The 13321-nt window shown below is 46.7% G+C and carries 8 protein-coding genes; all 8 read left to right on the top strand.

Annotation, left to right across the window (positions count from 1 at the left end; all coding sequences use genetic code 11):
• Positions 1-177 precede the first annotated feature (177 nt).
• On the top strand, positions 178-870 hold the full coding sequence (gene nth / locus J2T20_RS06150) for an endonuclease III (RefSeq protein WP_307586595.1): 693 nt from the start codon (positions 178-180) through the stop codon (positions 868-870).
• A 26-nt stretch (positions 871-896) separates the two neighbouring features.
• Entirely contained in the window at positions 897-1163 is a 267-nt protein-coding gene (locus J2T20_RS06145) for an NAD/NADP transhydrogenase alpha subunit (protein WP_307586593.1), read from the top strand.
• 1998 nt (positions 1164-3161) lie between these two features.
• On the top strand, positions 3162-6860 hold the full coding sequence (locus J2T20_RS06140; protein WP_307586591.1) for a dynamin family protein: 3699 nt from the start codon (positions 3162-3164) through the stop codon (positions 6858-6860).
• 147 nt (positions 6861-7007) lie between these two features.
• Positions 7008-8198, top strand: a complete 1191-nt coding sequence (gene purT / locus J2T20_RS06135) for a formate-dependent phosphoribosylglycinamide formyltransferase (protein WP_307586589.1) — start codon at positions 7008-7010, stop codon at positions 8196-8198.
• Positions 8188-8646 (top strand): GNAT family N-acetyltransferase, encoded by a 459-nt coding sequence (locus J2T20_RS06130; RefSeq protein ID WP_307586587.1) that lies wholly within the window; start codon positions 8188-8190, stop codon positions 8644-8646. The genes purT and J2T20_RS06130 overlap by 11 nt, the downstream gene beginning before the upstream one ends.
• Before the next feature lie 171 nt (positions 8647-8817).
• Positions 8818-10467 (top strand): response regulator transcription factor, encoded by a 1650-nt coding sequence (locus tag J2T20_RS06125; protein WP_307586586.1) that lies wholly within the window; start codon positions 8818-8820, stop codon positions 10465-10467.
• Between the two features lie 9 nt (positions 10468-10476).
• Entirely contained in the window at positions 10477-12294 is a 1818-nt protein-coding gene (locus J2T20_RS06120) for a sensor histidine kinase (protein ID WP_373457762.1), read from the top strand.
• A complete protein-coding gene (locus J2T20_RS06115) occupies positions 12291-13316 on the top strand; it encodes a substrate-binding domain-containing protein (protein WP_307586584.1) in 1026 nt (341 codons plus the stop codon). The genes J2T20_RS06120 and J2T20_RS06115 overlap by 4 nt, the downstream gene beginning before the upstream one ends.
• Positions 13317-13321: the final 5 nt, after the last annotated feature.

Genomic DNA, 13321 nt, shown 5'->3' with positions numbered 1-13321 from the left:
TTGACGCAGATAATTTACTGCGTCAAGACGTTTTTTTTGAAATATAAGAGCGTTAATTTTTTCGCTTGTAATGTATGAATGTGTACGCTATAATACATACTTTGCTTATATTTCCTTACATCAGAGGAGACACGCCGGGATACTCACAGTGGCGTAATACTTCGTTGGGGGGATGCTATGAAAGTTGCAGATGTCCGCCACATTCTGGATACCATCGGAAACATGTTCCCGGAAGCTCACTGCGAGTTAAATCATAGCAATGCATTTGAGCTGACGATTGCGGTATTATTATCTGCTCAATGCACGGATGCTACGGTGAACAAAGTAACAGTGGACCTGTTCCAAAAGTATAAAGCGCCTCTGGACTACATTTCAGTTCCACTAGAGGAGCTGGAAGAGGACATCAGACGAATCGGACTATACCGGAATAAGGCCAAGCATATTCAGAGTCTATGTTCCATACTGATTGAACAGTATGGAGGCGAAGTACCGCAGGCGCATGATCAACTGGTCACCTTGCCAGGGGTCGGACGAAAAACGGCGAATGTAGTGGTTTCCAATGCATTTGGAGTTCCTGCTATAGCTGTTGACACGCATGTGGAGCGAGTATCTAAGCGGCTTGCTTTGGCCGGCTGGAAAGATAGCGTGCTGGAGGTTGAAAAGAAGCTGATGAAGGCTGTTCCGCGAGAGGAATGGACATTAACTCACCATCGGCTCATTTTTTTCGGACGATATCATTGTAAAGCCCAGAATCCGCAGTGCCAGGTATGTCCACTTTTAGATGTGTGCCGTGAAGGAAAGAAACGTATGAAAATGTCGCTGATCAGGAAAGATAAAGATTCTGCGCCAAAAACTAAACTAAAGAATTAGAGATGATGAAGAGGATGGGGATAGAGATGAAGTGCATTTCTGTATACACGGATAATTTTGAGGTTTTTTCGGATATTTTTGAACGGGTAGTAGACAGCCCTATGGAAGAGAATGAAGAGCAGGAAGTTGAGGGAATTACGATCAGCCATTCCGGTGATGTACCGGAGCATTATCTGGAGCGTATGTCAGTGAAACCAGAGGTTGTAGTGATGAGAGATAAATCCCGTGGTCTTACAATTCTCCAGCACGGTAAAGTCTTTGAAATTTTGCTGCCGGTTTTGGAAACTGCTTAAACCCAATTGATTGCAATCCATTGTCGAAATATAGAAACAGGGGGTGTCCCACAAGCTATGAAATGGCTTGGGACATCCCCTGTTTTTTGAGTAGGATTAGAGTGGGCGTTGGTGAGGACGCTCCGCGAACAGACCGTTGTTACAATCGCTGTGCTCTCCAGATTTTTTAATTCCTCTTAGTGGTGAAAATCCGGAAACAGCTTATGCTTTCAAACCTAGTTTTCCTTTGGAAAACTTTCGGGCGACCGCTGCCGCTTTTCCACAATCGTTCTGTCCTCTCCGCTGTTTAAGCGGAAAACGTATCTACACAGATTCAACTTTGCGTCCCATGGATTGCGTCCCATGGATTTAGAAGAAGATATTCAGAAACAAACTCCCCTTCTAAAATACTCGCCAAAACCAGCTTATACAAGCTGTGTGCGACATTTATTTTCCCTACTATTAGATTGAACTTAAGATTTTTAGCATAAAGGATTAGTCGCACTGAGTGAATGTTTGGACTTCCGGCCGCTGTTGTCGTAAGACTTTCTTTGATTCATACCGCTCTTTGCAGTAGAAATCCATAGACAGCCTATGCTTTCGAAGCGAGCTTTCCTACGGAAAGCTTTCGGGCGGTCGCTCTCGCTCCTCAATTTCCAAAATCCCCCTTCGTCACAGACGTAGACCTCTGCTCCGCATGAATAGCCACTCACTCCCCTCTTGATGTACGAACACGCAGGAGAGATTCAGAATCAAATCAGTATTACTAACGCGCCCTCTCTTTAGATGTACGAACACTCGTGGTAATCTGCTCAAGATGAATGCCTACGCTAAACGGACCCAGCCGACGCTATTTACTCCATTTACCTGATTTCCCTATCTATGCGGACTCAGAAGGCACTATTTACAAGAATTCGGCTATAAATAGGCAAGTATTCATAAATAGAGGCATCTGTGTCCGCATAACTTACTTATAGAACAATTTATCAATAATAAGTGATCTGTAGTCCGCATAGCGTTCTTAACCCGATCTACCTTAATGTAAATTTACTTTGGCTGCTGCTGTTTGGCTCATGCTTATATAAATTAAACCACTTTCGAGATATTTAGAGGAGAAAGTTCGCTCAATACCAAAACTCAGTGCTTGACAGGTGACGAGAAGTACAGAAATCCGTTACGCCCAATAGAAGGGTTTTCTCCCTCTATTTCTGCACCCGGCACCCCGTTTGGGCAATTAGAGGGGATTTCGCCCGCTAATTTTGAGGATTTAACCTCTTTGGGGCGGTATGGGTAAGATTATAGGGATATTTTCCCTTTAATCTCAAATTCATGGCGTTTCGAGCGGTATTTGCGGGCATTTTCCCCTCTAATTCGCCGAAGGACTGGTCCGCAACCCGGATTCGGCTACCTGTAAGGCGTAGTTGCCCTATACCCAGTGAAACATCAGGCGAAGTTAGAGCGAAATCGTTCCCCGCACAGTGACGTAAACGGAAATTCAAGCACTGATTTCGAGATGGACCTGAAAATTCTCACTAAATTCTGGTTAAGCATCATTAAATATCGATATGGATAATTTCGTTGCAATTAGTGGGGACTTTCCCTCCAAACTTTATTTATCACAGGTCTAGTGTCCTAGTAGAAAAATGGATCTGAAATAAACAACTTTATTTATCGGATATTGGAGAACAATGAAATCTGTTGATTGGTTCTTCTCGGGTGATCCTACATTAATGCCTGATAATTTTCGTATGGCTACTCGAAGCTGGAGTGTCGAATTTTAAACATCCTTTATAGTTACTACCACACTCTCAAGGGTAAATCTTAAGTACGATCTATATAACAAAAAGCTTGAATCTCAATTGCTGGACTGTATCAAGGATAGTTACAACTATCCAGCAGTATTTGATTTGTGGCAAACTGGTGTTAAAATAGAATTATTCTATTATAAAAAGTCTTGAACGATAAAAATGTCATTGAAACTTACTGATTTCCTAAGGAACTAGCAGAGGTGGAGAGACGATGAGCGCAGAGCGGGCCAAGTTCGATATAAATAGACAAATAAAACAAATAAATACTAACTCGGTACTTCCCTTACTGAAAACCTTAATGGAGCAATGGGGAGATGCAGAGGCTGTACGTATATTTTCTGAACTACACCGAAAAGAAAGGGCGAACGAGCTGACTTTAGCCTTCTGTGGGCACTTTTCAGCCGGAAAGTCCAGCATGATTAATGCTTTATGCCAGAGTCATGTGCTTCCCTCAGGTCCTGTTCCGACTAGTGCGAATATTGTATCGATTAGATCCGGGAATCCTCGTGCTCTTATTTATCCGCGTAGTATAAATGATGATGTAGTCATTAAAGCCTGGGAGACGACCCCTGAGAAGCTTGGTGAATACTGTCGTAATGGAGGAGATTACTCTGCCATTGAGGTATGGGAAGAAATTCCCTTGCTTGGATCGCACGGGGTTCTCATGGATACTCCCGGAGTTGATTCTACAGATGATGCTCATCAGAGTGCTACCCGGTCTGCACTTCATCTAGCGGATGTCGTGTTCTATGTTATGGACTATAACCATGTACAATCGGAGAACAACTTGGCTTTTGCCAAAAATCTTAGTGATTGGGGCAAGCCGCTCTACCTAATCGTTAATCAGATCGACAAGCATAGGGAACAAGAAATATCGCTTAAGGAATATCAACGCCAATTAGAAAACGCTTTCAGTCAATGGGGTATTCATTGCGCAGGACTTCTATTTACTTCTCTTAAAGTAGAAAACCATAATCTAAATAACTGGGATAGCTTAGTATTGCTGATCAAAGATCTTTTGGAACGCCGGGATGAACTGTTGCAATATAGTTTGTCTTGTTCTATACATCACGCGGCGGAGTCTGCATTAACTTCTTATCGTGAAGAGCAGCTGGAGGATAGGGAAGCACTCCTTATGGAGCTGTCAGGTACTGAGGTACGGGTTATTAACAATGAGCTGGCTACTATAGAAAAAGAACGTGAGTTGCTGGAAAATCTGATGACTCATTCCAGGCTAGAGCTTCGTACCAGTCTGGATGACCTGCTTGGCAATGCCAACCTCAATCCTGCGGAGGTTCGAGACCTTGCGGGACGATATATAGAAAGTTTAAGTCCGAGCTTTCGGCAAGGCCTATGGTTTACTTCCGCTAAGAAGGAAAAGGAACAGAATAGCCGATTGATGGCTTACAGTGATTTGCTAAGCCGTCAGGTGACTGCTCAAGTGGAGTGGCATTTAATAGCTCTTCTAAGAGCTTGGGCCGAAACCCTTGAACTATGGAATGAAGAGACGGAGCAAACGCTTAAGCAAATGCTTCCGGTCATTCAACCGGAAGGGTTGGCCGGCGCGGTGAAGCCGGGAACCAGCGGTTCTGGCGAGGCGCTGCTTAATTTCTGCCGAAGTCTTTCGGCAGAAATTAAAGCTCAATACCGCCGAGCTGCTCTGGAATTGGCAGATGAGCTGCTGGCGAAGCTGCCGCACTTAATTGAGGAGCACCGCGCTGCGCTGGCGCTCCGCGAGCTCGCGCTCGGGCAGCAGTCGCGCGCCTGCGCCGCGCTCGCCGCCCTGGACCGCGCGGCGGACGCCCGCGCGGCCGAGCTTGCGGCGCTGCTGCCGCCGCGCCGGACCCTCACCTCCGGCAGCCTGCCGGAGGTGAGGGTAACCCCTCGGGCGGCTGCGTACAGCGCAGCGCCGCCCGAGGCGGAGCCGCCGCTGCGCACGGCGGCTCGGCCGGGTCCCGCCGCCGCAAGCTTGGCGGCGGCCCCAACGCCGGCGGGCGATCGCCACCGCCGGCTATCCGCAGCCGCGGTGACGCTTGCGGCCGCGGCGGAACGGCTGCGCCGGGAGCCGGCCATGGCCTCGGCGGCACGCAGCCTAGCGGCGCGGGCGGGCGATCTCGCCGGCGGCCGCTTTACACTGGCACTGTTCGGAGCGTTCAGCGCCGGCAAGTCGTCCTTCGCCAATGCCCTGCTCGGCGAAGAGGTGCTGCCCGTGTCTCCGCACCCCGCCACGGCCGCGGTCAACCGCATATTGGCGCCAGAAGGAGACTTCCGGCATGCTACCGCGGTTGTGACCATGAAGACAATGGTGGAGTTCTGGGGAGATATCACCCATTCCTTCAGCGTGCTGGAACTCGGTGAGCCGGAGTATGAAACATGGTTTTCTGCCTTGGAGAACTTGCCCTTAAGGGGGATACATCCTTCTGTACTGCCTCATGCCGGATTTCTAAGGGCAGCAGCCGCTGGCTGGGAAGAATCAAAAGATCGCTTAGGAAAAGTCCGTACCGTAGATTTAGAGGAATACCGCTTACTTGTTGCAGAGGAGACACGGGCCTGCTTCGTACAGGGCATCGATCTATATTATTCAAGTCCGCTTACGGAAAGCGGCATTGTTCTTGTGGATACGCCGGGAGCAGATTCTCTCCATTCCCGTCATACGGGGGTTACCTTCGGGTACATGAAGGATGCGGATGCGATTTGTTTTGTAACCTATTACAATCACGCTTTTTCTAAAGCGGATCGAAGTCTCTTGGCACAGTTAGGGCGAATTAAAGACAGCTTTGCACTGGATAAAATGTTCTTCATTATCAATGCCTCAGACCTTGCCTCAAGCGAAGAAGAACTTGAGGAGGTAAGGAATCATGTGGCTGCCAATTTACGTGCAGGGGGACTTACTGCACCGCGCATCTTCAGTCTTTCCAGCCTTCAAGCGCTGGAAAGCAAGAGAAGCGGCAATCATGAAGTTTATGAGTCCTCCCGTTTCGGCCCCTTTGAGGAGGCTCTGGCCCATTTTTCAGGTGAAGAACTGCCTGGGCTCTCCTTGGCAGCAGCACGAGACAGTATCGTCTCCGTCCGCCGCCGCGCTGAGGAATGGCAGGCGATGGCTTCCCAAGAGCAAAATGTGCGTGAAGCCGGATTTCAACAACAGGTACAACGACGCACTCAAGCTGAAGTGCGGTTATCCCTGTTACTGGCGGAGGAGCGGCCTCGCCGCGACCTGCACAGGGAAGGTGAGGAACTGCTGTATCATGTAAGGCAGCGGCTTGGATTTTCGTTTGGTCGTTATTTTCAAGAGTCCTTTCATCCATCATTGCTCCGTGAGGATGCCGGAAATCTGAAAGACATCTTTGCAGCTTGCGGACGGGAGCTCTGGCGTACAGTCCAGCGTGAGCTGGAGCAGGAGCTTTGGGCGACCACCCTGCGTCTGGAAGCAAAAGGTCGTCAGCTGGTCCGTTTATCTGTCGGTTCTGCGGCAGAGGAACTAGCCTTTTCTGAAAGTGAGACGATGTTCCTTTTAGAGGAAGATCAACATTGGCCCCCTCCTAAGAGCGTGGAATGTCAGCTTCAACCGCTGATTTGGTCTAATCTATGGAATGATTTCAAATCACCGCGGCATTTTTTTGAAGGCTCCGGTCGGGATAAAGTTAAATCCGCGGTTGAACCTCTATTGAAGGAAGCTGTAGCAAGTGCTACGGTTCAACAGGAAAGAGCGTTGCTTGCTCATTATGAACGCTGCATTTTAGAGGCCTTGCAGGAATCTGCTGAACACCTTCGGAATCTATTGTCCGAGCAGGAATTAGCCATGTCGCTGGACCGGGAAGGGGGTGATTCAGCAGAGAGATTAAGTCAACTAATTCGTGATTTATTAGACTTGGAACAATCTTTCGACGATCTGGTGGACAAAGTTGTGTGAAGTTTGTAGGAAAATGTCGAAGAACACTTGCTTTCTTCTCTATGATGGATGAAAATAAAGAAGCCTGAAAATTTACAAGGAAACTGTCGTGTTTTCCTGAAAAAGGATGAATGACAGTGAAATTGCCGAAAGAGGTCGAGATCGACAATGTGGGGAGCTCCTTTTTCAGCTCAAAGCCGTAAACTGCTGCTGCTTGGCAGCGGTGAATTGGGTAAGGAAGTCATTATTGAAGCTCAACGCCTTGGCGTGGAGACCGTGGCCGTAGATCGTTACAACAACGCACCTGCGATGGGGGTTGCCCATCGTTCTCATGTCATTGATATGCTGGATGCGGAAAGTCTCAAGGCACTCATACGTTTAGAAAAACCTGATGTGATCGTACCGGAGATTGAGGCGATCGCAACCCAAGCACTAGTTGAACTGGAACAAGAGGGCTTCTTAGTCATTCCGACTGCCCGAGCAACCAGATTAACGATGGACAGGGAGGGGATTCGGCGGTTGGCTGCTGAAGAGCTTGGACTGCCTACTGCAGAGTACCGTTTCGCGGATAGTCTGGAAGAACTGCAACAAGCCATTACAGAACTCGGAACACCTTGTGTGGTGAAGCCTATTATGAGTTCATCTGGTAAAGGGCAAAGTGTATGCCGGAAGCCGGAGGATGCGGAGGACTGCTGGAATACTGCGCTGGAAGGTGCAAGAGCCAAAGGTACACGTGTCATCGTAGAAGCGTTTGTTACTTTCGAAAGTGAGGTCACCCTTCTTACCGTACGTTCAGTGGATGGAACGGTGTTCTGTCCGCCCATTGGTCACATTCAGAAGGATGGGGATTATGTTGAATCTTGGCAGCCTCATCAGATGAATCCCGGTCAATTGGATGAAGCACAGTTTATTGCCAGAACAATTACGGATGAGCTTGGTGGCCTGGGGATTTTTGGTGTGGAGTTATTTTTAACAAATCGTGGAGTGTTGTTCAGCGAAGTATCACCAAGGCCGCATGATACCGGTATGGTGACGATGGCGACTCAGGACTTATCACAATTTGCCTTACATGTCAGATCGATTCTTGGATTTCCCGTTCAGTCAGTGAATTTATTGACACCGGGAGCCTCTGCTACCCTTAAAGCGGTAGGGAATGGACAAGCCTTTGCTGTTACTGGACTGAAGGAGGCCCTTGCGCTTCCGCGTACTCAGGTTCGGGTGTTCGGCAAGCCGGAAGTTCGTCCCGGTCGGCGGATGGCAATAACGTTAAGCGCAGCGGAAAATGTGGAAAACGCAAGGACGACAGCCAAAAAGGCAGCGTCTATGCTAAAAGTGGAGGTATATGAGGATGAACAGTAGTATTGCGGCACCAGTACTGCAAATTCGCAAATGCGGCATGAACGATCTGGAGAGAGTTACTGCACTCTTGCGTGAATTCGGCTATCCAACAACGCTTAGCGTAATGAAAGAGAGATTGCAAGATATGGAGAATGATTCCCTCCATTGTACATTCGTTGCCGAACTGGACAACGAAGTCGTGGGTATGATCGGACTGCGGCAAATAAGTTCATACTACAAACAACAAGACTGTATTACCGAGATAACAGCACTCATTGTATCAGAGCAACTAAGAGGAAATGGACTCGGAAAAAGACTTGTAGCCTCAGCGGAAGAATGGGCACGCCAGCAAGGTTGCTGTCAGCTTTTCCTTAGAAGTGGAAACCGAGTAGAGAGAGCCCCGGCGCATGCTTTTTACCGTCATATCGGGTTTGAAAAGGCAGGTTACCGTTTCAACAAGGCGTTATAGTAGAACGTATACGTTAAAGATCATCCCCATCCCGGTTCAGGCGGGATGGTTTTTTTTCGAAAAAAAGACCGTAGTAAATCATTATCTTAACTTAAACATAGATCGTATTGATTGAATCATATAGAATAGTTTTATTACGAAAATTAACCTTATCCAAAGAGGGATGAATGCATGTATAAATTAATTTTGGTTGAAGACGAAGAAGATGTAAGAGAAGGGATTATAGCTCAGATCGATTGGGCGAAATACGGCTTTGAAGTAGTTGATCAGGCGGAGAACGGAAGAGAGGCGGCAGAATCGATTGACCGACTCATGCCGGATGTAGTTGTAACTGACATACAGATGCCATTTATGAACGGACTGCAGCTTGCGGAGTGGATTCGCAGTCGTCATCCGAATACAAAAATTATTATATTAACGGGATATGATGAATTTGAATATGCCCAGCGGGCAATCAAGCTGCAAATCGATGAATATGTATTGAAGCCTTTCTCTGCTCAGGAACTGATTGACATCCTGATTAAGGTAAGGGAACAGATTGAAGCTGAAATCTCCGAAAAAGAGAATGTTTATGTACTCAGCGAGCATTATCGTAAAAGTCTGCCTGTACTTCGTGAGCAATTCCTGTCTTCCCTTGTTTCCCGTAGACTGCGTCCGGCAGAGATTGCCGAGAAGAGTGCAGAATATGGGCTGAAGCTCTATGGAGCCTTATTCCAGGCTTCAGTAATAAGTGTGGATTATATCCGTGGGGATGGACAGCCTAACACTTCGGGAACAAGACAGATTTCCTTGAGAGATACTGGAGATCGTAATTTACAGCTGTTCGCTGTGCTTAACATCGCCGAGGAAATATGCATGAAGCACGGCTTTGGCAAGGTGTTTATTCATAGAGATGATATCGTCATGCTCTCGGTGAGCGGAACACTTGATGAGGCAGAGATTACCGGCAAGACCTTTGCAATTCTAGAGGAAATTAGACAGAGCGTGCAACGTTTTTTGAAGCTGACTATTACCGCAGGAGCCGGAACAGTATGTCAATCTGCGGCACTGTTGTTCAATTCTTTCGCAGATGCTTTGCAGGCCCTGGATTACCGGCTTGTTCTGGGCAACAATAGGGTGATCTGGATTGAGGATGTTGAATCCCGCTCTAATCGGATGCTTGCCTATGATGAACTGACTGAGCAGGCTTTGATTCGAACCCTAAAGCTGGGTACCGTGCAGGAGTTAACCGAAACCATCGATGAGCTGTTCAGCGGTTTGGATGTGGATCATGTTTCCACACAAGACTATCAGATTTTTCTACTGGAGATTATCACATCGATCCTGCGTGTAGCCAAAGAAGCAGGCAGTGAGACCACAGAACTGTTTGGACCGGGTTTTTCTTCACTAATGATCATGAACCGCTTTAATAATTTGGGTGAGGCTAAACAATGGATCATTTCGGTATGCACCCGGCTTATGGATAATATCGCCACAGAACGGCAGTCCAGCTATAAACTGTTGATTGAACAGGCTAAAGGGTACATCCGGGCCCATTATGAGGAATCTGATATTTCAGTCGGTAAGGTTTGTCAGCATCTGCACATCAGTACAGGTTATTTCAGCAGCATCTTCAAAAAAGAAATGAAAATGACTTTTGTCAGCTACCTGCTGCAAATTAGGCTTGAGGCTGCAAAGGATTTACTGCGTTCTACGGAGCTTAAGGCTTTTGAGATTGCGGAGAAAATCGGCTTTGCTGATCCGAATTACTTCAGCTTTTGCTTCCGCAAGAAATATGGACAATCTCCTAAAGAGTACAAAAACAGCTCCAGAGGAGGATAAGCAATGTCGATGAAGAAGGCTTTTTTTCCGCTACGACCTGAGCGGCCCAAAGGAGGGAAGCTTCGACTTTCCTCCAAGCTGCGCAGCATCCAATTCTTAATTACAGTTACCTTCACAACCGTTGCCGTTCTTGTAGCGGTTATTGTGAGTTTTATGCTATATAACAAGTTTGCCAAGACCGCTGAAGACAATGCTAATCTGAATATGCAGCAAATTATAGAACAGGTGAACTATAACTTGGAGCTGTATGTCAAAGGTATGCGGAATATCTATGAGAAGGCTGAGGAACAAATCTCCCAGACTTCATCCATCGATACTCCGCTTCTAAAGGAAAGGCTGTCCACTCTTCGTGAGACACGGGAAGATTTAGTATCTGTTGCATTGTTTACACCTCAGGGAAAGCTGGTACTTGATGTGCCGAGTACGACGATGCGCAATAATACACAGTTGGGGAACCAAAGCTGGTTCACTGCACCGACGCGTACCTCAGAAATCTCATTTTCCCCCCCTCATATTCAAAATTTATTCAAGAATCAATATACATGGGTCGTCTCCATGAGCAAACTGGTACAGTACAAAGAGAATGGAGTGCATAAGACCGGGATTTTACTGATAGACTTTAACTTTCGGACGATTGATGAGCTCAGCAAACAGGTAAAGCTAGGTAAAAGAGGATACGCTTACATCCTGGACCCTTTAGGCAATATTGTGTACCATCCTCAACAGCAGCTCATCTATGCCGGATTAAAATACGAGAATGTGGAACCGGTGCTCGAATATGCGTATCGAAGCTATTTGGATGAATCCACCGGGGAGAAACGGTTTATCACCGTTCGTACCCTGGCACAGACAGGCTGGAAAATTGTTGGTGTAGCGTATTACGACGAAATTGTCACTACAAAGAGGGATCTAAATCAATTTCTAGCCGGGTTTTTAGCAGTTGTAATCCTAGGTGTAATTATCGCGTCAGTTCTCATGTCCGCTCTGATAGCAAGCCCAATCCGTAAGTTGGAACGGACGGTTAAGCTGGTGGGAGAGGGAGACTTGAACACTCCAATAGATGTTAGTGGAACCTATGAGGTGGAACAGCTCTCCAAAAGGTTCAACTTAATGCTGCAGCGTATCCGCCAGTTGATGGATCAAATTATTTATGAACAGGAGACCAAGCGGAAAGGAGAGCTGGAAGTTCTGCAATCGCAGATCAATCCCCACTTTCTATATAACACGCTGAATTCGGTTATTCGGTTAGCAGAGCGCGGTAAAACAGATGAAGTGGTAACGATGATTCAGTCTCTATCCAAGTTTTTCCGTATCAGCTTAAGCAAAGGAAAGAATATAATAACCATCCAAGAGGAGCTGGATCATATCCGGCATTATCTGGTGATACAGAGTTTTCGGTTCAAGAATAAATTTCGCTTTGAGATAACTGCAGACGAGGAAGTTCTGCCTTATCAGACCATTAAGCTTATTTTGCAGCCGATTGTGGAGAATGCACTATATCATGGTATCGAGATGATGCCGGATGAGGGTCTGATCTCTATTCAAGCAAAGCTCAAGGAAGGCCTTATTGAGATTTCGATTTGTGATAATGGATTGGGCATGTCGGAAGAAATTCTGAATGGGATTTTGACAGGGGGAAGCAAGAGTGGAGGCGGATCCGGTGTAGGGGTTCGAAATGTTAATGAGCGCATTGGACTATACTTCGGACGTGAATACGGGCTTTCCTTTGAAAGTGAAATTGAAGAAGGAACTACCGTCACTATCACTTTTCCTGCGTTAATCAATCAAGAAGACCCTATAGATAAGGAGGGGGGGACTCCCGAATGAAAAAAGTTCGGTTTGGCTTAACCCTGCTGCTGTGCATTGCCCTATGGGTAACCGTCACATCCTGCTTTAGTGCAACACCTACTTATATTGGAAAAAGCAGTGAAACCCGTAATATTCATATGATTGTAAAGATGAACAGAGGTGAATATTGGAATACCGTCAAGCAGGGAGCGGAGGCTGCAGCCAAAGAGTTTAATGTTAATTTGACCTTTAAGGCCCCTAATTCTGAAAGCGACGTCATGGATCAGATACAAATGGTAGAGGACTCTATTACGGCAAAAGCCGATGCAATTATTTTGGCTGCCAGCAGCTATATGGGACTTGCGCAGGTTGTAGATAAAGCATCTTATTACAAAATACCTGTGATTTCGGTGGATGCGGAGGTTGGCTCGGCTAGAGTTACAACCTACGTGGGAGCAAATAGTTATGAAGCCGGACAAAAATCCGCCGAAAGGCTTATAAAGCTTCTGAACGGATATGGAGAAATCGGGATCATTAATTTTACGAATTCTTCTTCACACGAGGAAGGTGAATCCTCTAGTTCCATGGATATAGGGGCCCGGGATGCGGATGAACGGGAGAAGGGTTTTTTGAATTACGCAGCCAGATACCCTGATGTGCATGTCGTTCAGATCTCTTACACCAACTCAGAGATAAAGGACGCCGAGGACCTTACAAGACTGATGCTGATCAAGCATCCGAATTTACGCGGTATAGCAACGTTGAACGAAATTGCATCTCAGGGAGCAGCTAAAGTAATACAAAACTCAGAATTGGATAATATAAAGATGGTTGCATTTGATAGCTCTCCGGCCATGATGGAACTGCTGCAGGACGGGACTGTCCAAGCTGCGGTGATCCAAAACCCATTTAGTAATGGATATTTGGCTGTGAAGCATGCAGTAGAGGTAACTGAGGGTCTAGATGTACCAGATCGGGTGGATACGGGTACAAAGCTCATTGATCTAGAAAATATGTTGTGGCCGGAAAATCAGAAGCTGTTGTTTCCGTTCGTCAGATAACCTAA

Source organism: Paenibacillus wynnii, from assembly GCF_030812855.1.
Classification (GTDB): Bacteria; Bacillota; Bacilli; order Paenibacillales; family Paenibacillaceae; genus Paenibacillus_AQ; species Paenibacillus_AQ wynnii_A.
The sequence above is the reverse complement of the archived record's forward strand: the minus strand, read 5'-3'. Positions and strand labels throughout refer to the sequence as shown.

Coding starts and splice junctions, on each gene's coding strand:
- nth (WP_307586595.1), top strand. CDS start 178: ATGAAAGTTGCAGATGTCCGCCACATTCTGGATACCATCGGAAACATG.
- J2T20_RS06145 (WP_307586593.1), top strand. CDS start 897: ATGAAGTGCATTTCTGTATACACGGATAATTTTGAGGTTTTTTCGGAT.
- J2T20_RS06140 (WP_307586591.1), top strand. CDS start 3,162: ATGAGCGCAGAGCGGGCCAAGTTCGATATAAATAGACAAATAAAACAA.
- purT (WP_307586589.1), top strand. CDS start 7,008: ATGTGGGGAGCTCCTTTTTCAGCTCAAAGCCGTAAACTGCTGCTGCTT.
- J2T20_RS06130 (WP_307586587.1), top strand. CDS start 8,188: ATGAACAGTAGTATTGCGGCACCAGTACTGCAAATTCGCAAATGCGGC.
- J2T20_RS06125 (WP_307586586.1), top strand. CDS start 8,818: ATGTATAAATTAATTTTGGTTGAAGACGAAGAAGATGTAAGAGAAGGG.
- J2T20_RS06120 (WP_373457762.1), top strand. CDS start 10,477: ATGAAGAAGGCTTTTTTTCCGCTACGACCTGAGCGGCCCAAAGGAGGG.
- J2T20_RS06115 (WP_307586584.1), top strand. CDS start 12,291: ATGAAAAAAGTTCGGTTTGGCTTAACCCTGCTGCTGTGCATTGCCCTA.